We start from the raw sequence: 22162 nt of genomic DNA, 5'->3' as shown, positions 1-22162 counted from the left end.
TATAATAAACTAAACGAAGTGCTAAATCTTCTTGACATAATCTGTCACTAAGACGATTTGCTGTCCGTCAACTTTACCTTCAATGTATTTTTCATTTTCGTGATCTAGAGAAATTCGGCGTACCGCTGTACCTTGTTTAGCCACCATACTGCTGCCTTTCACCTTAAGATCTTTGATCAATACCACAGAATCGCCAGCTTCTAAAACAACACCGTTACTGTCGCGATGTACCAAACCTTTGGTTTCCGTTTCATCAGAAATTCCGGCTTTTGCCCAATCTTTTACAGTTTCTTCCATATACATCATATCTAGCAAATCTTGCGGCCAACCTTCGGCTCTTAGTTGGTGTAACATACGGTAAGCCACCACTTGCACCGCCGGAACCGTGCTCCACATACTGTCGTTTAAACAGCGCCAATGATTGGAGTCTATTGCGGCTTTATCTTCAAGTTGCATACGACAGGTTTCTGAAATAAAAATATGGGTTTGCACCTCGGGTAAATCTGGCGAATTAGGAACCGCATAAATATCAAGATCCTCGGTGCTTCCACTCAATTCACATACATTACCGCTACGGTCTCTTAAGTCTTGTTCTAGGCTCATAAATGAAATAATTGTTCAAAACGTAAAAGTACAGCTATTGTAAAAGTTGGCGTTAAGGAATGTACTGAAAAGCATACAGCTTTTTTGTAGTCGCCGATTTGCAGCGGGAAGCCTCGTACTTTTTAAGCTTTTGCGAATTTCAAGAAGTACCCCCCCCAGTACATCAATAAAATATTCTACTCTACACTTGTAGAATTAAAATTTATTTCTACATTTGTAGAACACATTCTAAAAATGTAGAAGCTATGAGTCTTTCTAATGCCGAAGAACAATTGATGCAAATTTTATGGAAATTGGATAAAGCCTTTATGAAGGAACTCATAGAAGCCTACCCCGAACCTAAACCGGCAACTACCACTGTGGCCACCTTGCTCAAACGAATGCAAGACAAAGGTTTTGTAGATTATGTGCAATACGGGAGATCGCGAGAATATTTTCCGCTAGTAAAGAAAAACAAGTATTTCTCAAAGCAGGTAAATGGAATGATCAAAAATTTCTTCAACGACTCTGCTGCGCAGTTTGCGTCGTTCTTCACGCAAGAAACCGATTTGACGCAGCAAGAATTAGAAGAACTTAAAAAACTGATTGATGAACGCTTAAAATCTCAAAAGTAATGGCAGCCTACCTCATCAAATCCATTTTGTGCTTGTTGGTTCTTTGGGGCTTTTATAAAGTTGCTCTAGAGCAAACTGCTGCGCACCACTTTAAACGCTTTTATTTACTGGGAAGTTTGGCAATCGCCGTCGCATTACCCTTAGTCAGTTTTAGTTATACGGTTGAAATTGCACCGCAACCCGTTGCCGCCGAGACCCATTTTGAACCGGCTGCTTTTACAGAAGCTCCAATTACCACACCAACAGCCGAATCTACAAATTGGCTGCTCCTTAGTTTAGCACTCGTTTATGGTGCAGGTGTGCTGCTTTTGGGTTTCCGGTTTTTGCGTAATCTGTTGCGCTTACGCGAAAAGGTGCGCCGTAACGAGCACATCAAAGCGACCTCGCATATCAATGTATTACTGGTAGAACAAGTGGTTCCGCATTCGTTTCTAAAGTATATTTTTCTCCCGAAGACCGACTTTAAAAACAACACACTTCCTGCCGAAGTTTTACAACACGAGCAAGCTCACGTGATTCAAAAACACAGTTGGGATATTCTTCTCATCGAATTTCTTCAGGTCGTGTTTTGGTTCAATCCGGTGTTGATGTTACTTAAAAAAAGCGTGGCGCTCAATCACGAATTTCTGGCAGATCAAGCTGCTCTAGACCAAAATAATAACCTTACTAATTATACCAATCTTTTATTTAACTATTCGGGAGGTGCTCATCACACCGCGTTAAGTAGCCCGATCAATTATTCATTAACTAAAAAACGAATTCTTATGTTATCAAAAAACCGTTCGGTCAAAAAGCTGACCGCCCGTATCGCACTCTTTGTGCCCGTTCTTGCGCTTTGCGTTTATTTCTTTAATCAAGAAATTGTGGCAAAGCCTGCAAACATGCAAGAACCGGAAAAGATGGAAGATCAGAATGATCAAACCTCTGCAACATCAACAGACACCTTCTTCAAAAGCGACAAGCCTAAAGTCATCACCCAAGCTGACCTCGATGCCATTTCTAAAAATCCAACCTACCACATCCTTGAAAAGAAAGCTCCTACACTTTCTCTATTAAATGAATGGAAAGACGCTTCGCAATATGGTGTTTGGGTTGACGGAAAACGCATTAAAAATGCTAATTTAAAAAGTGCTGAAGCGTACAGTCATTATTTTATCAGCAAGCTTGAGAAAAATGCAAAAAATTACGGCGCGCATTATTACCAAGTTAATCTAATGACTCCGTCTTATTATGAAGACCATAAACAAGTTCAAAATCCACCTTCGCAAGAGGCTATAAAAGCATTTTTAGCTCAAACTGAAAAAGTCCTTAACATCACCGTTACAGGCTCTGATGTTTATCTAAATGGAAAGGAAACAACCGTTGAAACTTTTGCAAACGATCTTGATGCTTTGAGTAAAAACTGGACCTTGAGCGAAAAGAAAAATTATAGCGTACACGTGCGAACATCAAATCCTGCGGCCAATCTTTGGCAAAAACTACAAGAAGCTTTTGAAACAACTGCATTATATAAGGCCAATCCAAAAGGTTTAGTTCCACCACCGCCACCACCTGCGCCTGCACCCCAAAAGGCCGGTTCTATTCCTGCGCCTCCACCACCGCCGGCAACTAATTCTAGCCTTAAAGAGGTAACCGTACAAGGTCTTCCTGCACCACCACCTCCACCGCCTGCACCTGAAGAAATGGTACGCTTAGCGAAAGACAACATTTACTACAACGACAAAAAGATTTCTGCTGAAAAAGCTCAGGAACTTATTGAGAACAGTGATGCTTATAACTTAATGTTCAATTCTAACAAGGGTAGTCATATATTGATCATCAAAGACAGGAATTAAAGCGCTCAACACATCGCAGTCGCATCAAAAACTTACCTCTTCTATGGGTAAGTTTTTTTTATCACAATACTTTCCTTCGTTTCAGCGTTTTAGCATTTCACCATTTGCTTTGAATTTTAATTACTAATCGCGACTTTTAACACTCATCAATCATCATATCATGCTTAAAAAATTCTTTATTCTTTGCTCAGGAGCAGACCATGTGCTTCTAGATTCTTGTGCTCCCGGCGAGCAAAATAAATATGCCGGTATTGGCGCTACCGTATTTTTCACTGCGCTAATGGCGTTCATCGCTTCGGGCTATGCGTTATATACCGTTTTTGACTCGATCCCAATGGCGATAGGTTTCGGCTTTGTCTGGGGATTACTCATTTTCAATTTGGACCGCTTTATTGTTTCCACCATTAAAAAACGGGATAATTTCTTAGACGAATTTCTCCAAGCTTTGCCGCGTTTGATTCTTGCCGTGATTATCGCTGTAGTGATCTCAAAACCACTCGAACTTAAAATTTTTGAGAAGGAAATTGATCGCGTATTGTTAGAACAGAAAAACGATCTAACCCTCGCCAATCAAAATCAGATCGCGGATCAATTTACTCCGGCTGTCGCTGCTTTAGATTCCGAAATTGAACAATTAAAAGGCGAAGTCACTACCAAAGAAGCAGAAGTGAATGCGCTCTATGATATTTACATCACAGAAGCCGAAGGTACTTCCGGTACCGGAAAACTAGGTAAAGGTCCGGTTTATCAGGAAAAACGAGAAAAACACGATGCCGCTCTGGCAGAACTGCAACAGTTGAAGCAAACCAATGCTGAAAAGGTCGCTGCACTCGAACTCGAGAAAGACAACCTAGCTGCTGATTACGAAACCCGCGTAACCGAAACCCAGCCCATCATTGATAATTTTGACGGTTTAATGGCGCGTATTGACGCTTTAGAAACCTTGCCTTGGCTCCCATCATTTTTCATCTTTTTACTGTTTCTAGCCATTGAAACCACACCGATTTTTGCCAAGCTTATTTCCCCAAAAGGAGAATACGATCTTAAGCTAGCAGATGCTGAAGGCGAACTCAAATCGTGGACGACGCAAAAAGCCAATCAGCGTAAAAACCTTATTGATGCAGACAACGTGATTAATGATAAAGTTTACGGCGATCTTACCGAGGAAGACGAACTCTACAATTATAAGAAGAAAATGGCTCGAGATCTGATGCAAAAACAGCAAGATGCGTTTTACAAGCGGCAGAGTAAATTACTTTAATTAATACTTTAGATCTATCTCCGGTCGCCCGATAAACAAAGCCTTCTCCATAAAGAGAAGGCTTTTAATTTTAGTAAACTACCTTAGGGCAAGCCTCGGAGTATTAAACCCTTTGGCGGCGCCAATAAAACTCCAGCTCTTAAAATCTACGATCAGGATTGTAAACGCTTAGATCTAACGAAGGTTTTTTACCATCAATGATTTCTGAAACCAAGAGTCCGGTTCCCGGGCCTAAGCTCCATCCCATCATCGCGTGACCTGCGGCGATGGTTAAGTTTTTCCATTTTGAAGGTCTGCCTATGTACGGTAATCCATCTGGAGTTACCGGTCTCAAACCGCATTGGGCTTCGTCTTTTTCCTGCTCGGAGATCACTACATTATTAAAATACCGTGGCACCGCTTCGGCGATCGCTTCAACACGGGTTTTATTGATGTCGTGATTGATTCCAGCGATTTCCATGGTTCCTGCAAAACGCGTAAAACCATTCATAGGCGTTACCGCAACTTTTGCTTCGCACAAGATCGAAGGTAAGGTGATTCCGGTTTCGGTTGTAGAGTTGATGCGGTAGCCTTTACCTGCCTGCATCAAAATTTTCAATCCCAATTTTTTGTTCAACTCGCCGGCCCAAGCTCCAGTTGCCAATATCACTTCATCAGCAACAAAAGTCTTTCCTGATGCGGTTTTTACATTAGAAAGCGTACCGCTTGACGAATCAAAACCGGTTACTTTTTCGTTCTTAACAAAGTGGACTCCTTTAGCCTGCAACAGTGTTTTCAGCTCTTCCATAAATTCGCCCGGAGTAGTATGATGATCGCACTCATAAAACGCCGCACCTTTGATATCTAATTTTGCATTAGGCATTTTTTGCTGAACTTCTTCCGCTGAAAGCATACGCGCTGGCAAACCTTCTTTATTGGCTAAAGCCAAAACATGTGCCTCTTCTTCGAGCATATGTTCGGTTTTGCACAACATAAGTAAACCGTCTTTCTTAAGCTGAAAATTGAAATGTTCTTCTTCTTTAATATCTGAATACAAGTCGCGGGACAACAAATTGATATCTCGAATCGCCGGAATGGCTTTAGTAACGTTTTCTTCTGAACACGAATTGTTAAACGCCATCGTCCACTTGAGAAAATCGGCGTTTAAGCGCGGTTTGATATACAACGGACTCTTACTGCTAAACATCCATTTGATGCCTTGTTGCATCACACCAGGAGCCGCTAACGGAATAATATGGCTAGGTGTCAAATACCCGGCATTCACGTAGGATGCACCAGAATCCATACTTCCTTGGTCGATCACCGTTACTTCGTGTCCCGCTTTTTGAAGATAATAAGCCGAAGACAAGCCTATAATTCCACCTCCAATAATCACACATTTTTTGCTCATAGTTAGTCCAGATTAAAGCCCCAAAGGGTTTGTTTGTCTAGTAAGTTCTCGATGAAATAATTCCATCTTTTTTTCTGAAAATAAGTACTGTATTTCCCGGTATAGCCGTGTCGCTGACTCGGGATGATCAACATATCAAATTGCTTATCGGCTTTGATCAAAGCTTCAGCCAATTTAAATGTCGCTGAAGGGTTTACGTTATCATCGATCCCGCCGTGCACCAGCAAGAGTTTTCCCTTTAAATTAGGTGCCATCGTGATGTTTGAAACTTCCTCGTAACGCTCATCAACAGGATATCCCATATACATTTCGGGCCACCAGGCTTTTTCCATTCTAAAATCGTGATCCCCGCTACTCGCCACTGCCACTTTATAAAAATCAGGAAAAGCCAATACCGCATGCGCCGCATCAAAACCACCTGCAGAATGCCCAAAAATCCCCGCACGCTCAGCATCTACATAGGCGTACTTTTCACCCAAGTATTTAATAGCATTCACGTGATCGCGCAGATTATCTCCCATATTCATATAAGAAACATCCCGAAAAGCTTTAGATCTCCCTGCAGTTCCTAGGCCATCAATTGCCACCACGATAAAGCCCAAATTAGCCATCGCCTGATTGCTCAACGCCTGACTGAAACTTTTGGGGAAACGCTGTGTATGCGGACCAGTATAGGTTGCATCAATAACCGGATATTTTGTTGAACTGTCAAAGTTTACCGGCTTCCAAAAGGCGCCATAAATAGGAGTTTTGTCATCTTTACCGGTTAATGTAAATACTTCGGGCATCTGCCAGCCTTCCGCTTCAATTTGTGCTGTATTGGCTGTGGTTAGAGTTGCTGTGATCTTTCCATTCTTCTTGCTGCGCAATACCGTTTTTGTAGGTTGATCTACTTTGGAGATCGCGTCTACAAAATAATCAGCATCCTCAAAAAATGTGATCTCGTGATTTGCATTTTCAGGGGTTAGTTCGCTTATTTTTCCTTTTAAAGAAACCCGATACAATTTCTGATGGTACGGATTCATCGTTGCATCAACACCCGAAGCGGTGTAATAAATCACTTTGTCTTTTTCATCGATGTGCACAATATCGTTTACCACAAATTCCCCGTTAGTCAGCGGTGTGATTTCCCCGCTATTCTTATTGACTAAATACAATTGCTTCCAACCCTCACGTTCTGAAAGGACCACCAGATCATCCCAGCCTTCGATCTCGCGATAGTTGAAATTATCAATACTGGTTTGAGTAGATTCTTCATAAAGCGGCTGCACAGTTTCTTCATCAAGATCAACCACTTTTAAAAACTGATCTTTGTAACCGCGTGAACGATAGGAAGCGATCATTTTATGCGGCTCCTTATCTTGAAATTTCAACCAAATCCCATTGACGTGCACTTTTTTAGGAAGATCGATTGCCAGTTGTTTTTGGCTTTCTACATCAAAAAATACCGGTTTATACGTCACCATCGTCGTGTCTCCCGGAGAACCGCGGTAGTAACTTAATAATTTGGGTTTGTATAAACTGTCTATGCTGTAATCCAGCAGGTACATTTTTTCTGCATTGCGCGTATCTACAACTTGCGTCACGAGGTATTTAGAGTCTGGCGACCATTGCACGCCAAAATGCTTAGGGCGCTCGGTTCCTTCGCCTTCTATGATGTCAAACCAGCCAATACTACTCGCATAATCATAACCCTTTTGACCATCGGTCGTTAACTGAATTTCCTCCTCTGTTTGAGCATCACGAATAAATAAATTATGATCTCGGGTAAAGGCGATCCACTTTTTATCTGGAGATGTGGACTCCATTTGATTGCGCCAATCACGAGAATTTTTAAAAGTTTTTTCTTTACTTTCCTCTAAAGATGTTCCATCCCAGGTGAAGCGTGTATTCTCAAATTCAAAGCTTAAGCCATCATTGGTTTTTTCAATTTTTGAGACCGAAAGCTGAGCTGCATCCTGTTTCTTATTTAAGATTTCACTTAAAGCTTCTGCTAATTTTGACTGATCAAAAAGCGGTTTTACTTCTGAATCTTTGAAAGAAAGCGTTTTATATTCCTTACCTGCTTCGGTATAGTTCACAAACCAAATCCCTGAATGATCTTCAAATTCAGTTACTGAAGTCGACAGGTTAAAAACCTTTTTATTCCAAAGGTTAGCATATGTATACGCATTGGCTTGCTCATAATCTGCTAAAGTCATTTGCTCTTGCGCAACACTAGAAAAACTGCTGAACAACAGCCCCACAACAAAGAATAAACTGAATTTTACAAACTTCATAAGCTACATATTTATTGGCAACGCCATAAGATTTAATATTCCGAATTTGTATCCTTACAACACTTGAAAACCGAATGCATAAGGGTCTTCGGTATCAATAGTCATTGTATTGTGACCATACACTCTGGCCCAACCTTTTATACTCGGGATCACCGCTTCAAAATCCCTTACTCGGGTGACTTCTTCTACCCGACCTGTAAATTTTGAACCAATAAAACTCTCGTGAATAAAATCGGTATGCGGCTGAATAATTCCTTTGGCATGCAATTGTGCGATACGCGCCGAAGTTCCCGTTCCGCAAGGAGAACGATCGATGGCTTTATCTCCATAAAATACTGCATTGCGCCCTGATGACGTAGCAGCTAGGGGATTACCCGTCCATAACATATGGCTTACATCACGTATGGTTTCATTTTCAGGATGCACAAAATGATCTTTGTATTTCGCATTGATCTTTTCCCGTAAAATCTTGCTCAGGCTAATGATCTTTGAAGCATTATAATCGTGTACGCCACTAAAATTCTCCTGTGGGTCAACGATTGCATAATAGTTTCCTCCATAAGACACGTCAAACTTTAAGGTGCCCAGCTCATCACAATCTATCGTCAAATCACGAGCAGCCAGATAACTTTTTACGTTGGTCAGTTTTACCCAATCTACCTTTTTACCGGTTTGTTGATATTCAATCTCTACCAATCCGGCAGGAGCTTCCATTCTGATTTTACCGGGAGTTTTAGGGATAACAAGGCCTTCTTCAATGGCGATGGTAATGGTTCCTATGGTTCCGTGCCCGCACATAGGGAGACAACCGCTGGTTTCAATAAACAGAATCGCAAAGTCATTTGCCGGGTCGTGCGGCGGAAACAAAATGCTACCGCTCATCATATCGTGACCACGCGGCTCAAACATTAATCCGGTGCGAATCCAGTCATATTCTTTTAGAAAATGCTGGCGTTTCTCGCTCATGGTTTTGCCCGCTAATGCAGGGCCACCCGTTTTTACCACACGCACAGGGTTACCACAAGTGTGCGCATCTATACATTCAAAAGTGTGTACAGCCATTCTTTAATTCACGTATTATATGTTCTATTTTGCTAATGCTTCTTTTGCTTTGCTTATATACGCATTAACCTGTTCTTCTAAAATGGGTAAAGTCACCGTACCTTCACCTAAGATCACTTCGTGAAACGCACGTATATCAAAGTCTTCTCCCAATTCGTTTTTAGCTTTTTTGCGCAGCTCACGTATTTTGAGTTCACCTATTTTATAACTCAATGCCTGACCCGGCCAACCGATATAACGATCGGTTTCGGTATTGATTTCATGGATCGAAAGCGCGGTATTTTGTGACATATAATCTACCACCTCTTGACGCGACCAACCCATAGCGTGAATCCCCGTGTCTACCACCAGGCGACAAGCCCGCCACATCTCATAGGTAAGCTGCCCAAACTTCTCATAAGGCGTTCGGTAAATTCCCATTTCATCAGCAAGGTATTCTGCATATAAGCCCCAACCCTCACCGTAAGCAGATAAGTATAAATTGCGTCTAAACTGCGGAATACTATCACTCAACTCTTGGTTAAGCGCTCCTTGAATATGATGTCCCGGTGCTGCCTCATGCGCCGTTAATGCCGGAAGCGTGTACAACGTACGACTGTCTAATTTATAAGTGTTTACCAAATAATGCCCCGCCTGTGTCCCGTTTATACTACTGCCAGAATATCTTCCGCCCGTGTATTTTGGGGCGATGGCGTCAGGAACTTTAATGACTCCGTAAGGTTGCCTAGGTAACTTGGAGAAAAATGCCGGTAACTCATTATCTACACGCTTCGCAATATCTCTGGCGTGCATCAACAATGCATCTTCTGTAGTTACAAAAAACTGATCGTCGGTGCGTAGAAACTCTAAGAAGTCTGCAAACGAACCTTCAAAATCTACTTCTTTGATGATCTTTTCCATATCAGCTTTGATGCGCGCAACTTCTTTCAAGCCTAATTCGTGAACAGATTGTGCGGTGTAGTCTTTTGAGGTGGTGTAAAAATCAATTCGATTCTGATAGAATTCCTTTCCGCCGGGACGTGAAGAAACACCAATTTCGTCTCGGGTTTGCGGTAAATATTCGGTTTCAAAAAAGGTTTTGATCTTTTTGAAACTCGGTACCACACTATCATTAATCACTTGCTGCGCCGCATTTAAAAGCGAATCTTTTCGCGCTGCGGAAATACTTTCCGGCAAGGCTAAAAACGGCGAGTAAAAATAGCTTTCGGTAGGATCTTCAACAATATGCGTATTGTAGGTAGACTCGTAGCCGTTGAAAATAATCTTAGGCTGATTGATGCCTTCTTTTAAGCCTTTTCGCATCAGCGCAAATTGACTTTCTGTAAAATAAGGAATGGCTTTCAACCGGTTTAAATAACCCTCAGCCTGCTGATAGCTATTGATGGGCCGAACCTGATAATTGAGATTCAAATGAAATCCTTGATCAGCCTGTAAAGGGTTAAGATACATCTTGTACTTGTAGTGATCTACGCGATCCTGCAAGACAAAATTGAGCAGTTTGTAGGATATGAGCTCGCTGTCATTTAAAGCAGTAGTCTCTACACCTTCTAGCTTTTTTAATAAATCTTGAGCAGCTTCTGCACGTGCTTTGGGCAGTTCTTCATCATAACGTCCCAAAGGATAATCGCGCCAGTTATAATCACGCTGATTTTGATACTCAGCGATGATACTGTCTAGGGAAACAGCATCCTGAGCTGAAACTGAAAGAGTTAAACTTGAAATAATAAAAAGAAGTAAATAGTGTCTCATACGTTTAATTATTTGATTAACTAGATACAGCAGCATTTTAAACTACTGTATCTCTTGTTTAACTCGTACTAGCTGAAGTTATCAAGCTTTACTATAGTTCCCATCAACCTTGCGAAGAATACCTAACGGATTCTCTTCTTTTAAAGCATCTGGAAGTAATTCTTGCGGCCAGTCTTGATACGAAACCGGACGTACCCAACGGTAAATCGCGTCGTTACCTACCGAAGTAAATTTGGCATCAGAGGTAGATGGAAATGGCCCTCCGTGATGCATTGCAGGACAAACCTCAACACCGGTAGGAACACCATTAAATAAAATTCTACCCACACGCGAACGTAAGGCATCAATCACATCTGTATATGCTACAACTTCTGAAGTTTCCGCGATAAGCGAACCGGTAAGTTGGCCTTCTAATGCGTTTAAAACCTCAAGCAGTTGCGCTTTTGAAGTACAGCTTACCAACATTGAAAACGGTCCAAAAACTTCTGCGTGCAACTTGGTATTTGCTAGAAAATCATCTCCGGTAACTTTTACCAAAGCCGGTTTACCATCATTTGCTCCTTCTGCTTCTAAGGTGACTGCAAGCACTTCAGTTCCTGCTGCGTCGAGCATTGTTTGTTTTCCGCTTTCATAAGCCGACTGAATATTAGGATGCAACATGCAATGCGCGGGTTGCTCGCCTAAATGCGCAGCCAGATTCTTACCAAAAGTTTCTAATTCTTCTCCTTCAATTCCTAAGATCAACCCGGGATTGGTACAGAATTGTCCCGCGCCAAGATTGATACTTCCCGCATATTTTTGCGCCCAGCTTTCCCCATTGACTTTCAAAGCTTCCGGAAGGATCACAACAGGGTTTATACTTCCCATTTCGGCATAAACCGGGATGGGTTCTTCTCTGTTGGCTCCAAGTGCAACCAATGCTTTCCCCGCTTTTATGCTTCCGGTGAAACCAACACCTTTGATCGCGGGATGCTTAACCAACTGCTCTCCTACCGCAATACCTTTACTGTTTAGGTTAGAAAAAACGCCGTCAGGTATTCCTGTTTTCTGCGCTGCTTTGATAATTGCTGAAGAGACCAATTCGCCCGTCGCTGCGTGCATTGGGTGACTTTTCACCACAACCGGGCAACCAGCTGCAAGCGCGCTCGCAGTATCTCCGCCAGCGGTTGAGAACGCAAACGGAAAGTTACTAGCCCCAAAAACAGCAACAGGTCCGGTCGCGATTTGCATTTTGCGCAAATCAGGTTTTGGTGCAGGAGTACGCTCAGGGTTGCCGTGATCAATGGTGGCTTGCACCCAATCTCCTTGTTCTAACAAAGAAGCAAATGCATTAAGCTGACCGATTGTTCTACCGCGCTCTCCCATCGCACGACCTTCAGGAAGGCCAGATTCGGTGGTGTAGGTGTCGATCAATTGCTGACCTAAAGCTTCGATCTCTTCGCCAATTGCTCTTAAGAATGTTGCACGTTCTTCATCAGACTTGTGTTTATACACTTCAAAAGCTTCCGCAGCTAATTGCGCAGCAGCATCTACTTCGCTCTCGGTAGCTTCAGTAAATTGCCACTCATTCTCAATGTTGAGCTTTGGGTTGATCGTTGTGTATGTCGTTTTTCCTTCCGCAGAAATTTTACTTCCTATATAATTCTTTCCTGTAATCATTTGTATCAATTTCTTTTTAATCGCTTAAACTGCCTTAAGCTTGTTTACGCCAAAAGCACCACGATTGCGGTGCTTTTAATTAAGCTATAATTAGTGCTTTAGAAGGTTTTATAAAACCTCAAAAAATGAGCCGTCAGCTATTATGTCAAGTCTTGAAAATCGCCAAATCGTTGATAGCTAAACTTAAAATCTAATTTTAAACGAACGCAGCCTCCGACTCATTTTATCCACCAAATAATCTTTTAATTTATATTGAATTACGCCAGCTCTTGCTGCGTATTAAGGCCTTTGTATTCTGGTAAAGTAGGTCTGTTTGCTAAACCTTCTTCAATAATTTTTATCACTTCTTCACGACGTGCACCAGCTAATGGTAAACGCGGTGCGCGCACGTGCTCAGAACCAATTTTAGTATATACTTCGGCAAGCTTAATATTTTGTACAAGTTGTGCGTCGATATCTAATTCTAAAAGCGGTAAGAACCAGCGATAGATCGCTAAAGCCTCATCAATAAGACCTGCTTTTTGTAATTCGTAGATCGCAACCGTTTCAGCGGGGAATGCACAAACCAAACCGGCTACCCAACCGTCTGCGCCCATCAACAAGCTTTCTAACGCCAAAGTATCAACACCGGTCATAATCTTTAAACGATCACCAAAACGGTTTTTAATGCGCGTTACATTAGAGATATCTCGTGTAGATTCTTTCACCGCTTGAATATTAGGTTCTTCAAGTAATTCTTCAAACATATCAAGCGTCACTTCAATCTTATAATCAACCGGGTTGTTATACACCATAATTGGTAACGACGTACTTTGTGCAACCGCTTTAAAATAAGCGACAACCTCACGATCGCTCGCTTTGTAACGCATAGGAGGCAACATCATTAAACCTGCAGCTCCATCTTCTTCTGCCTGTTTTGCTGCAGCAATAGCCCCTTTTGTAGTTTGCTCTGCGATGTTCATCATTACCGGCACAGAACCCGCAACGATCTCAACAGTTTTACGTGTTAAAATACTTTTTTCCTCGTCAGTTAAAGTACTGGCTTCCCCTAAGGTTCCTCCTAAAACAATTCCGTGAACGCCAGCATCAAGCTGGGCTTTGATGTTTACCTCAAATAAATCTAAATCCAGTTTATCGTCTGCTGTAAACTTTGTCGTTACTGCGGGCATCACACCCTCCCAATTGATCTGCATCGTTTCTTATGTTTATTATTGATGGTACAAATGTAGCAGGCTTCACTTCCTTTAGTTTTGTAGTATTTAACCAAAACATTGCATATTTTAGCGCAATTACACATTTTCGCTTAAAATCAACGTCAAATTCTAACCATTGAAGGTTTTACCATTTAAAATACCGAAGTCTGGCAATAACGCACTGATCCTTCAGGAAGACTTGGAGCCCTTGTTTTATGACAAGCTGCATCAGCATCCTGAGATCCAGATGAGCTATATTCTTTCAGGCACCGGGACGCTTCTGGTGGGCGATACGGTAAGCAGATTTAATCCGGGAGATGTTTTAATATTTGGTGGAAACTTACCGCACGTCTTTAGAAGTGATCCTAATCCCGAAGGACTATCCCATATGCTCACCATATTTTTTAACCGGGAAAGCTTTGGTGCACCTTTTTTTGAGACCGAAGAATTAAAAGAATTTGACCTGTTCTTTAAACAAGCGGCTTCGGGTTTTAGAATTATTGATACGCAGTCACGCTTTAAAAACTACTTTACTTCCATAGTAAGCGCACCCAATTTAGAGCGCTTTATGCATTTTATGCAACTGCTTTATGCTATTTATAGCGCCCCCAAAGAACTGCTTTCTAACTTCACTAAAAACACTAAATATACCGACACCGAAGGGCAGCGTATGAGTAATGTGTTTGACTATTGCCTGAGCAATTTTAAAGAACGCATTAGTCTTGAAGAGATCGCAGACGTTGCGGTGATGAGCCCTACTGCCTTTTGCAGGTTTTTTAAAGAGCGCACCAACAAAACCTTTAATCAATTTTTGTTAGAATTGCGTATCGAGCACGCCTGCCAGTTGTTGCGTACTCCAGATTCTGCGGAGTCGATTGCCAGTATTGCCTATGCGTGCGGTTTCAACTCGGTCTCTAATTTTAATAGGTATTTTAAAAAACAAAAAGGCGTGAGTCCGCGTACTTACAAAAGCGCTGAAACTACCGGATAATTTTTGTAACAATCTGAAATTCTGAGCTACTAACACCAAAACTTTTTAATTATGACCAAAGGTGTTTTTGCAATGGTTATGAGTATTTCACTTTTTGCTGCAAATCTTATCGCGCTTCATTATTATCAAATTTCAGACTTTTTTTACGGAATAGGTATTGGTATCAGCCTTGGGTTGATGCTTGTCGCCTTAAAAAGGATTGCGCTACTTAAAGGCTAGCAAGCTTGCCCCCATCAATAGGAATTTGCGTTCCCGTGATGTATCCCGCGCGATCAGAAGCCAAAAAGGCAACTAGATAGCCGTATTCGGCGGGATCTCCTATACGCTTCACAGGAACCGAAGCTTCTAATTGCTTTAAAATTTCTTCTTCAGAAACACCTTGCTCTTTTGCTTTTTTAGCATTTAGTGAAGAGATACGTTCGGTATTGAAGTAGCCGGTTAAAACACTATTTACAGTAATGCCGAAAGTACCAGCCTCGGTAGCCAGACTTTTTGCCCAAGTCACTACCGCTGCTCGTATAGAATTGGATAATACCAAATACGAAAGCGGCTCTTTGATCGATACCGAAGCTACATTGATGATACGGCCCCATTTTTTTTCTTTCATAGAAATTGAAGCCAATTCTGTAGTAAGCACCACCGTTTTAAATAACAGGTCAAATGCCTGCTGATAGTCTTCAACTTCCTTTTCAAGCGCTGTACCCGGCGGCGGACCTTGCGTATTATTTACCAGAACATCTACTGAATTTTCTTCGAAATAAGCTGTAATGATTGATTTAAACGCAGCATAATCAGTAAAATCAACCCGAAGTATTTGATGCTGCTGACCGTTTTCAGTCGAAAGGCTTTGCTTGACGTTTTCTAATTTATCAAACGAACGCGACATCAAGGTAACCGTCGCGCCACTTGCCGCCAATTGCATAGCGATCGCTTTACCAATTCCTGAAGTGCTCGCACCAACAAGTGCTTTTTTTCCACTTAAATCAATATTCATAGTATTAGAATTTTTATTTTCTAGCCTTCAATAAGACTGGTCTCGACTGCACTTAACCTGACACGCATTTTGCTATTTATACTCTTCCCGCGTCGGACTAAACACATCTAGTAATTTACACGGTGTTAAGGCTTTTCCGCTATGCGAAAGATGCGGAGCGATCACCACAATATCTCCGGGATGATACACTTTAGTAGTTCCGTCAAGGGTAAACTCAAATTCTCCTTCAATCACGTGCATGATTTGTTCGTTCATATGACTGTGCTCAGGTACTTGAGCGCCTTCTTCAATTTCCCAAAACGCGAGTGATGTATTTTGGGTATGTACGAGTTTACCGTGATATCCCGGCATAATTTCTTTAGGTGCTATTTCTGAAAGTTTATACTGCATCGTATTATTTTAATCAATGATATTTTAATTCTATATTCTCAAGTCTAGTTTCCCCAGATCCTGCTCCACAAACTCGCCAAAACCTGCTTCATCGCTTCGGGATCTCGTTCTGCTTCTTGTATTTTTAAATCGTCACCCGCAGGAATCAATTGATAACTGAAGACAAAGCGTAAATCTTTTGCGCCCAGATCATAAACCCCAAACCGAAGATCGTTATAATACAAATCGCCATCGCGTTTCTCGATCGCATACCAACCATTTGAAATTTTATCAAGTCGCTCGATAGTTTCCGAATTCCTAAAATCACCCAATAACTGGCGATCTTTAGGTACGTATTTGAAGCTTATAGGTTGGCTATCAAAAAACGAATAATCGCCTAGCAAATACGCATCGCCTACATCAATATTGGCGTGCCAAAGAATCGTATTAAACGCTGCCGGCCGGGTATCGATTTGTGTATATTCAATCTTTTCATTTGCTAAGGCTTCTGTGAATTTCTGATAACTGATCCCTTTTAAAATTAAGGTCAGCACCATATACGCTGAACTTACAATGAGTCCGAGATTATTCCATTTTCGGCGTTTTCTGGAAGCTTTTGGTAAGCGCATTGCGAGAATTAAAAAGATCAAAAATGGCAAGGTATATAGCGGATCGATCACAAATATATTTTGGTACGCCAACCTAAGATCCAACGGCCAGAACAATTGCGTTCCCCAAGTCGTGTGCGCGTCCAAAAGCGGATGCGTCACCAATCCCCAGAAAAAGAGCCTCGACCAATCTTTCCAACCGGCTTGTGCTTTTTTATGAAGTTGCGCCACGAGCCAACCTAAAATGGGCGCCATCACAATACTAAAAACGATAGAATGGCTTATTCCTCTGTGAATTTCTATCGCAGTAAGCGGATCGAGAAATTTACCCCAAATAGTATCAAGATCAGGAATTGTACCGGCGATTGCACCATACAACATCGCTTTGTTGCCTACTTTTTTTCCTAAAACGGCTTCTCCCACCGCAGCACCCAGAACGATTTGCGTCAACGAATCCATCTAGGCATCTATAATTTGCATCTTTCTCAGTAAGAAAGAGGCGTTCATATTCTGGCAAATCCCTTTTTTAAAGGTGTAGTCAAAAAACAACTCGTCGTTGATGATCTGCGCATCAAAATAATAGTTCTTTACATCCTCGAGTTCGTCTGCCGCTTCACATAAACTCAGGTCGTGCGTAGCGATGATTCCGGTGGAATTTGAAGCAACCAATTTCTCGATGAATTTTCGGGAGCCAATGGCTTTATCGGTACTGTTGGTTCCTTTTAAAATTTCGTCCAGAATGATAAAATAGGTATACGTTTTTATGGCATTTACGATAAACTGTAAGCGTTTTAATTCTGAAAAGAAATACGATTCATCATCGGTAAGCGAATCGCTCGTACGCATACTAGTGATCAATTTTATAGGATCATAAACCGCTTCTTCGGCACAAATAGGAAGCCCTGCATTGCTCATCACAATACTCAAAGACACCGTGCGTAAAAAGGTACTTTTACCCGCCATGTTGGCGCCGGTGATGATAAAAAACTGTTCGCTATCAATATCAAAATCGTTAGCAACCGCCTTCTTAGGGTCAAGTAACGGATGCGCCAATGCTTTTGCAGTAAGCGTATGTTTTCCTTTTTTGATTTCCGCGAAAGCGTAATTGGGATGATTAAAACTGAAATTAGCCAGACTGTTTTGCGCATCAAAAAATGCGAGCACTTCAAACCAGTTGGCAACCTCATCTGCATTCAATGCAATCCAGCGTTCTATGCGATAGGCTTGCCTTAAATCTGAAAGAAAAAAGGAATTGATAAATACGCCTACTAACATATTAGAGCGCTGATCGAGAATGCCCAGCATTTTTGAAAACTGCTCAATTACCGCCGAAGCTTTAGCCTTTTGAGACTTGATCTTATCCTGTTCCTTTTTTAGATAAACCGACGTAAACTCTTGCTCTTCTAACAGCAGCATCAATTTGAAATACTGCTCAAAAGTAGTTTGCGTTTTACCGGCTTTGTCCCAAAGGTCATTTACTTTCTTGACAAAAAATCCGTTGAGGATAAGTCCGGCAAAAAACCAATACAGTACCAAGCTTCCCGGAACGAGATCAAGATACGCCACCACAAAAAGAACTAGTGAAATACCGGTAAATACATTGGGTAGCCACTGCATGATTTTGGGCACAAAATTGGTATAGCCTTTAAGCCAGTTTAAAATATGTCGTGTGTCATAATTGGCTTTTACTAAGCGCGCCGTGGCTCTAAATTCTTGCCGCCAGTCTGATTGTGCCGCGAGTTCCTTTACCGCTTCCTGTTTCTGTGAAATATCTTCAATACTATTGGCAGTAAGTAAATCTGCCAATTTTTGCGCTCCACTGGCTAAACCGGTTCTGTTTAAATATTGAAAGAAAGAACCACGTCCAAATAGATCTATATCCTGACTGAACTCATGCAACGGATTTTTAAACGCGTCACCATCTGGCAAGTCATAAAAATCACGATCGAGCACTTGGAGTTCAGTTTTATTGATAGCGATCATTTCCTGTAGAAAATCCCGCTTGTATTTAAGCCGGGAATGTCTTGAGACCAAGAACAGAAACAAAGCGATCTCAGCAACTACTATTGTTAGGATAACACGCGTGTTTCCCCATAAGAAGTAAACAGCTACAACACCTATTAAAAATACCACAAGCCGTATCATGCTGCTCGAAAGCAATAAGGCTTGCATCTTTTTTAACTGCTCTTGATAGGTGGTGATTTTTGAGGTATAATGGGCTCTGGGATCCTGCATGCGTTTGATTGAAAAATGATTTTTGTAAAGCTATATATTCAGAATCAATCCAGCCTTTTTAATTCTTCTTTTAGCTTTTTGGTAAGACTGTTTACGATAAGCGTATAACTGTCGTCTATAAATTGCTGCACTTGTTTAGGCGTCAGTTCACCATTCAACACAACCGTATTCCATAATTGCTTATTCATATGGTATCCCGGCAAAACACTTTCAGGATATTTTTCTCGCAGAAGGATGGCTTCTTCAGGATCGCATTTAAGATTGATGCGCGGCTCACCGTTTTCCCAACTCGTCAAACTGCTTAGCGCAAACATTTTACCCATCACTTTAAAAACCAGCGTATCTTCATCAAAAGGAAAATGCTCGGTGGTTCCGGGTTTCTTAAGGCAGTAGGTTCTATAGCTTTCGATGTTCATAGACGCTTCGTTTTAGATTCCGTATTCGTAATTCAAGACTTCTTTAAGCAGTGTCAATTCTGATTTCTTGCCAGGAAACTTCACCAACAATTCATCGAGCAAATCTTTCGCTTTTGCGCAATCCTCTAATTCTTTCTCACAATTTTGCCCGTATGCCTGCAGAAGCCTATAACTACTATCATAATCGTTTGGGTATAACTCTAAAGCCTTTTTGTAATAAAAAATAGCATTGTGCCAATTTGATTCTGAAAACCAACGGTCGCCAAATGCGATATGTTTTAAATAAGCTTGCTCCTTTTTTTGAATCGTAATCAGCTCCCTATTCTCCTGCTCCTGTAGTTCTTCATTAATCAAGAATGTTACTAAGAAAATAAAAATTGAAAAAATCAATAGTCCAACAAAAGCAAAAAGAACTTTTTCTCGTTTACGCTTTCTTTGAAACTTTGACTTTATTTTTTTTATGGCTTCTATGGAGTAGGGCTTAAATCTGGGTTTTCCAGATGCTCCTTTTAAATCAGTTTCTTTAAGGTTGAGAAAGCTTCGCTCCTTTGTAAAGCGGGACTTATTACTGAGCAATTTTCTGTTATTTCTAAGGCTATCGATCATTGCCTTCATACTGCCCTCTCCTCCCATAAAATATCTTTAAAAAGAGTAATACATTATATGATCTTCCATCAGATAACCGCTACCGATATCAAAATCTTCAGAATACATATTCTTAAAACCGTAGTATTCATAAAACGAAGTAGCCTTGTTATCCCGATTAACGTTTAGCGTTACACCAAGGGCTCCCGCTTTTTTAGCTTCCGCGAAAGCAAAATCCATCAAAAATCGTCCTGCTCCGGTTCCTTGTGTTTTGGGCAATACGTAGATCTTATCTACTTTAGTGATTGTACCTCTCGTAGTAAGTTTTTCATTTGTATACTGTGGAATGATCGCCAGATAACCACAAGGCGCATTATTACTGTAAAGAATATAAAATATGCTGCCGGTTTCGGTTTGTTTTTTTAATGAAGCGACACTGTACATCATCTCCATCATATAACTGATCTGCGCTTCAGAGAGAATATCTTTAAAAGTAGCGGGCCAGACCTCATCGACCAGTTGCTTTAAGACCGGCCAGTCTTTTTCTCGAACTTCTTTTACGCTAAATTGCTTTGGACTCATTCTTGTCTTTTAATTGAGGTTTTGTCGCGGTCTCCAAGGCTTTGTAATCTAATTTCCAACCGATGGTTTGCACCAAATTTTCCATCAGAGCGACCGTGCTGAGCGCTTGATTAGATGCTTCGCCAAACAATCCGCTTTGTGGAACTTTATCTACAATATGCTGTTTGGCTTCGCGGTTGATTTCGGTGAGATCTGTGGATGTAAAAGGATTTGCCCAACCTTCCTTCTTATCATAGTATTTAAAATCGGTTTCAATGCTGAGCAATTCCGGCTGAGGAAAATCGGTTAGAATGATCGTTCTGTTTTTGATATCGGGCTGCATTTTGATTTTGGTCAGATCAAAACCTACATAGGCTTTCGCATCGATAAGCACCAAAGCTTTTTTGCTCCCTAAAAAGAGATTGAGCCATTTATCTTTTACATTCTGATAATGATAGATCTCGGAGAAGTCACCTTCCACCGTAATGAATTTACAAACGCTGCGTATTTTTTCCATCAAAACCACAGACTGCTCTTGAGCATTTTGCTGCTTTTTAGTTTTGTTGAATCGCGTGAATATAAAATAGGCTACAACGCTTCCTATTGCTAAACCAATGAATAAATATTCCATAAAACAAAGATAAGGCTAGTTGCCAATCTCACCCAAATGCGTAAACTTAAAACCGCGCTCATATTTAAGCCCGTAACCCAATATGCGATCAAAAGCAGCGTGCGCAAAAAGAATGATCCCTGCCAACTGTAAACACTCAAATTCCATAAGAATACCGATTAAGTAAAGTGCAACTCCTAAGCTTTTTAAGTGAAACATATTGTAGCACCAAGCGCCCACTTTAGGTCCCACCAAATAGCCTAACATCCCAATATCTGGCACAAAGAATAAACCTATAAACCACCACCAACTTAAGTCCAGAGTCGAAAAGAGGTATACCGCTAGAAGCAGCGCGCCGAGTTCTTCAAGTTTCAGAAGTGTTTTCACCATTAGCTCTCTAAAGTATACAGGATAGGTTTACTTGGCGCAGCATCATTCTCAAAAGAGGCGATCTGCAAATTGAGAATATAGCTACCGTCTTTAACCGTATGAGGCACGTAGATCATTTCGGTGATTGTAGCGTCAAAACGTATTTTTCCCCCGGTATACCACCAGGCCTTATGACTTGCTAAAACACCTTCGTCACGCTCGCGATCTACACTAGGCAGATCTATAAGCAAATGCTTCACGCCACACTCTTTTATGTAAGCGGTTGCATCTGCCATAAGGTAGGGCCAATTAGTATGCGACCATTTTCTGCTTTTTTTACTGCTCGTATTAGGCAACGTGCGTATTACCAGTGCTTCGGGAGTATTTGATGCCAAAGCTTTTGCCACTTGCTTTTTAGTGAACACCAAATCGTCTGCAAAAGACTCCGGCACTAACGTGATCACTTCCGCAGTAAACATAAATGTTTTTAAATGCTCGTTGATGCTGTGTACCTTTTCGGTGATGTGCCCTACACACTCGGTATGTGTGCCGTGCGCGTGCGGATTGAGATATACATTATTAAAATTCACCACAGATCCCTGCTCTACAGCTGCCACCCATTTACCTTCTTTTACCGGTTCTATTTTCGGAGCCTCCAAATACCAGGCAACGGGATTTTCTTCACCGCTAATTACAGGTATGCTCAGGTCTATGGGTTTTGAAAAGTCTACGGAATATTCAGTCTGGTTTATAGTAATTTTCGCTTGCATAGGCTTGTT

Annotated in this window: 22 protein-coding genes; 5 read left to right on the top strand and 17 right to left on the bottom strand. The window is 41.3% G+C overall.

Translation table 11 applies throughout. From position 1 onward, the window contains the following. Nucleotides 1-21: 21 nt before the first annotated feature. Nucleotides 22-603, bottom strand: coding sequence for a PhnA domain-containing protein (locus tag LDL79_RS09605; protein ID WP_225597552.1), 582 nt, complete (start codon nt 601-603; stop codon nt 22-24). Nucleotides 604-848: 245 nt separating this feature from the next. Between LDL79_RS09605 and LDL79_RS09600 the strand changes: the two genes are divergently transcribed. The 3 genes from LDL79_RS09600 (at nt 849) to LDL79_RS09590 (ending at nt 4313) form a co-directional block, all read left to right on the top strand. Beyond that, entirely contained in the window at nt 849-1217 is a 369-nt protein-coding gene (locus LDL79_RS09600; RefSeq protein ID WP_072981698.1) for a BlaI/MecI/CopY family transcriptional regulator, read from the top strand. Then, a complete protein-coding gene (locus LDL79_RS09595) occupies nt 1217-3052 on the top strand; it encodes a M56 family metallopeptidase (protein WP_225597551.1) in 1836 nt (611 codons plus the stop codon). Before LDL79_RS09600 ends, LDL79_RS09595 begins: the two co-directional genes overlap by 1 nt. A 160-nt stretch (nt 3053-3212) precedes the next feature. Further along, on the top strand, nt 3213-4313 hold the full coding sequence (locus LDL79_RS09590; protein ID WP_225597550.1) for a DUF4407 domain-containing protein: 1101 nt from the start codon (nt 3213-3215) through the stop codon (nt 4311-4313). Nucleotides 4314-4452: 139 nt separating this feature from the next. On the opposite strand, the gene LDL79_RS09585 is transcribed toward LDL79_RS09590, so the two are convergent. From LDL79_RS09585 to LDL79_RS09560, 6 genes are all read right to left on the bottom strand, one after another. Then, the gene (locus LDL79_RS09585; protein WP_225597549.1) at nt 4453-5703 is read right to left on the bottom strand and encodes an NAD(P)/FAD-dependent oxidoreductase; all 1251 of its coding nucleotides are present in this window, start codon (nt 5701-5703) and stop codon (nt 4453-4455) included. Nucleotides 5704-5705: 2 nt separating this feature from the next. Further along, complete coding sequence (locus tag LDL79_RS09580; RefSeq protein WP_225597548.1) at nt 5706-7982, bottom strand: S9 family peptidase; 2277 nt, start codon at nt 7980-7982, stop codon at nt 5706-5708. A gap of 54 nt (nt 7983-8036) precedes the next feature. Further along, nucleotides 8037-9044: a 4-hydroxyproline epimerase gene (locus LDL79_RS09575; RefSeq protein WP_225597547.1), complete on the bottom strand. Its 1008-nt coding sequence runs from the start codon at nt 9042-9044 to the stop codon at nt 8037-8039. Between the two features lie 24 nt (nt 9045-9068). Further along, on the bottom strand, nt 9069-10793 hold the full coding sequence (locus LDL79_RS09570; RefSeq protein ID WP_225597546.1) for a DUF885 domain-containing protein: 1725 nt from the start codon (nt 10791-10793) through the stop codon (nt 9069-9071). An 81-nt stretch (nt 10794-10874) separates the two neighbouring features. Next, on the bottom strand, nt 10875-12452 hold the full coding sequence (locus tag LDL79_RS09565) for an aldehyde dehydrogenase (NADP(+)) (RefSeq protein WP_225597545.1): 1578 nt from the start codon (nt 12450-12452) through the stop codon (nt 10875-10877). Between the two features lie 257 nt (nt 12453-12709). Continuing rightward, nucleotides 12710-13645, bottom strand: a complete 936-nt coding sequence (locus LDL79_RS09560; protein WP_225597544.1) for a dihydrodipicolinate synthase family protein — start codon at nt 13643-13645, stop codon at nt 12710-12712. A gap of 136 nt (nt 13646-13781) precedes the next feature. On the opposite strand from LDL79_RS09560, the gene LDL79_RS09555 reads away from it, so the two are divergent. Further along, nucleotides 13782-14636 (top strand): AraC family transcriptional regulator, encoded by an 855-nt coding sequence (locus tag LDL79_RS09555; RefSeq protein WP_225597543.1) that lies wholly within the window; start codon nt 13782-13784, stop codon nt 14634-14636. Between the two features lie 51 nt (nt 14637-14687). Beyond that, on the top strand, nt 14688-14855 hold the full coding sequence (locus tag LDL79_RS09550; protein WP_225597542.1) for a hypothetical protein: 168 nt from the start codon (nt 14688-14690) through the stop codon (nt 14853-14855). Here LDL79_RS09550 and LDL79_RS09545 read toward each other — a convergent pair. The 10 genes from LDL79_RS09545 to LDL79_RS09500 form a co-directional block, all read right to left on the bottom strand. Then, nucleotides 14845-15630: an SDR family oxidoreductase gene (locus LDL79_RS09545; RefSeq protein WP_225597541.1), complete on the bottom strand. Its 786-nt coding sequence runs from the start codon at nt 15628-15630 to the stop codon at nt 14845-14847. The genes LDL79_RS09550 and LDL79_RS09545 overlap by 11 nt on opposite strands. A gap of 72 nt (nt 15631-15702) precedes the next feature. After that, nucleotides 15703-16020, bottom strand: coding sequence for a cupin domain-containing protein (locus LDL79_RS09540; protein WP_225597540.1), 318 nt, complete (start codon nt 16018-16020; stop codon nt 15703-15705). A gap of 44 nt (nt 16021-16064) precedes the next feature. Then, a complete protein-coding gene (locus LDL79_RS09535; RefSeq protein WP_225597539.1) occupies nt 16065-17066 on the bottom strand; it encodes a metal-dependent hydrolase in 1002 nt (333 codons plus the stop codon). Further along, entirely contained in the window at nt 17067-18842 is a 1776-nt protein-coding gene (locus LDL79_RS09530; RefSeq protein WP_225597538.1) for a MutS-related protein, read from the bottom strand. Between the two features lie 44 nt (nt 18843-18886). Then, complete coding sequence (locus LDL79_RS09525) at nt 18887-19258, bottom strand: MmcQ/YjbR family DNA-binding protein (protein ID WP_225597537.1); 372 nt, start codon at nt 19256-19258, stop codon at nt 18887-18889. Nucleotides 19259-19270: 12 nt separating this feature from the next. Next, complete coding sequence (locus tag LDL79_RS09520) at nt 19271-19891, bottom strand: tetratricopeptide repeat protein (RefSeq protein ID WP_225597536.1); 621 nt, start codon at nt 19889-19891, stop codon at nt 19271-19273. Between the two features lie 9 nt (nt 19892-19900). After that, a complete protein-coding gene (locus LDL79_RS09515; RefSeq protein ID WP_225597535.1) occupies nt 19901-20425 on the bottom strand; it encodes a GNAT family N-acetyltransferase in 525 nt (174 codons plus the stop codon). Continuing rightward, complete coding sequence (locus LDL79_RS09510; RefSeq protein ID WP_167598787.1) at nt 20406-21035, bottom strand: DUF4230 domain-containing protein; 630 nt, start codon at nt 21033-21035, stop codon at nt 20406-20408. Before LDL79_RS09510 ends, LDL79_RS09515 begins: the two co-directional genes overlap by 20 nt. A gap of 15 nt (nt 21036-21050) precedes the next feature. Then, complete coding sequence (locus LDL79_RS09505; RefSeq protein WP_225599960.1) at nt 21051-21401, bottom strand: DUF4260 domain-containing protein; 351 nt, start codon at nt 21399-21401, stop codon at nt 21051-21053. 2 nt (nt 21402-21403) lie between these two features. Continuing rightward, nucleotides 21404-22153, bottom strand: coding sequence for a cyclase family protein (locus tag LDL79_RS09500; protein WP_072981663.1), 750 nt, complete (start codon nt 22151-22153; stop codon nt 21404-21406). Between the last annotated feature and the right edge of the window lie 9 nt (nt 22154-22162).

Source organism: Leeuwenhoekiella palythoae, from assembly GCF_020310025.1.
Taxonomy (GTDB): domain Bacteria; phylum Bacteroidota; class Bacteroidia; order Flavobacteriales; family Flavobacteriaceae; genus Leeuwenhoekiella; species Leeuwenhoekiella palythoae.
The sequence above is the reverse complement of the archived record's forward strand: the minus strand, read 5'-3'. Positions and strand labels throughout refer to the sequence as shown.

What these genes read in the sequence shown, in the direction of transcription:
- LDL79_RS09605 (WP_225597552.1), bottom strand. Translation starts at nt 603, where the DNA reads ATGAGCCTAGAACAAGACTTAAGAGACCGTAGCGGTAATGTATGTGAA.
- LDL79_RS09600 (WP_072981698.1), top strand. Translation starts at nt 849, where the DNA reads ATGAGTCTTTCTAATGCCGAAGAACAATTGATGCAAATTTTATGGAAA.
- LDL79_RS09595 (WP_225597551.1), top strand. Translation starts at nt 1,217, where the DNA reads ATGGCAGCCTACCTCATCAAATCCATTTTGTGCTTGTTGGTTCTTTGG.
- LDL79_RS09590 (WP_225597550.1), top strand. Translation starts at nt 3,213, where the DNA reads ATGCTTAAAAAATTCTTTATTCTTTGCTCAGGAGCAGACCATGTGCTT.
- LDL79_RS09585 (WP_225597549.1), bottom strand. Translation starts at nt 5,703, where the DNA reads ATGAGCAAAAAATGTGTGATTATTGGAGGTGGAATTATAGGCTTGTCT.
- LDL79_RS09580 (WP_225597548.1), bottom strand. Translation starts at nt 7,982, where the DNA reads ATGAAGTTTGTAAAATTCAGTTTATTCTTTGTTGTGGGGCTGTTGTTC.
- LDL79_RS09575 (WP_225597547.1), bottom strand. Translation starts at nt 9,044, where the DNA reads ATGGCTGTACACACTTTTGAATGTATAGATGCGCACACTTGTGGTAAC.
- LDL79_RS09570 (WP_225597546.1), bottom strand. Translation starts at nt 10,793, where the DNA reads ATGAGACACTATTTACTTCTTTTTATTATTTCAAGTTTAACTCTTTCA.
- LDL79_RS09565 (WP_225597545.1), bottom strand. Translation starts at nt 12,452, where the DNA reads ATGATTACAGGAAAGAATTATATAGGAAGTAAAATTTCTGCGGAAGGA.
- LDL79_RS09560 (WP_225597544.1), bottom strand. Translation starts at nt 13,645, where the DNA reads ATGCAGATCAATTGGGAGGGTGTGATGCCCGCAGTAACGACAAAGTTT.
- LDL79_RS09550 (WP_225597542.1), top strand. Translation starts at nt 14,688, where the DNA reads ATGACCAAAGGTGTTTTTGCAATGGTTATGAGTATTTCACTTTTTGCT.
- LDL79_RS09545 (WP_225597541.1), bottom strand. Translation starts at nt 15,630, where the DNA reads ATGAATATTGATTTAAGTGGAAAAAAAGCACTTGTTGGTGCGAGCACT.
- LDL79_RS09540 (WP_225597540.1), bottom strand. Translation starts at nt 16,020, where the DNA reads ATGCAGTATAAACTTTCAGAAATAGCACCTAAAGAAATTATGCCGGGA.
- LDL79_RS09535 (WP_225597539.1), bottom strand. Translation starts at nt 17,066, where the DNA reads ATGGATTCGTTGACGCAAATCGTTCTGGGTGCTGCGGTGGGAGAAGCC.
- LDL79_RS09530 (WP_225597538.1), bottom strand. Translation starts at nt 18,842, where the DNA reads ATGCAGGATCCCAGAGCCCATTATACCTCAAAAATCACCACCTATCAA.
- LDL79_RS09525 (WP_225597537.1), bottom strand. Translation starts at nt 19,258, where the DNA reads ATGAACATCGAAAGCTATAGAACCTACTGCCTTAAGAAACCCGGAACC.
- LDL79_RS09520 (WP_225597536.1), bottom strand. Translation starts at nt 19,891, where the DNA reads ATGGGAGGAGAGGGCAGTATGAAGGCAATGATCGATAGCCTTAGAAAT.
- LDL79_RS09515 (WP_225597535.1), bottom strand. Translation starts at nt 20,425, where the DNA reads ATGAGTCCAAAGCAATTTAGCGTAAAAGAAGTTCGAGAAAAAGACTGG.
- LDL79_RS09510 (WP_167598787.1), bottom strand. Translation starts at nt 21,035, where the DNA reads ATGGAATATTTATTCATTGGTTTAGCAATAGGAAGCGTTGTAGCCTAT.
- LDL79_RS09500 (WP_072981663.1), bottom strand. Translation starts at nt 22,153, where the DNA reads ATGCAAGCGAAAATTACTATAAACCAGACTGAATATTCCGTAGACTTT.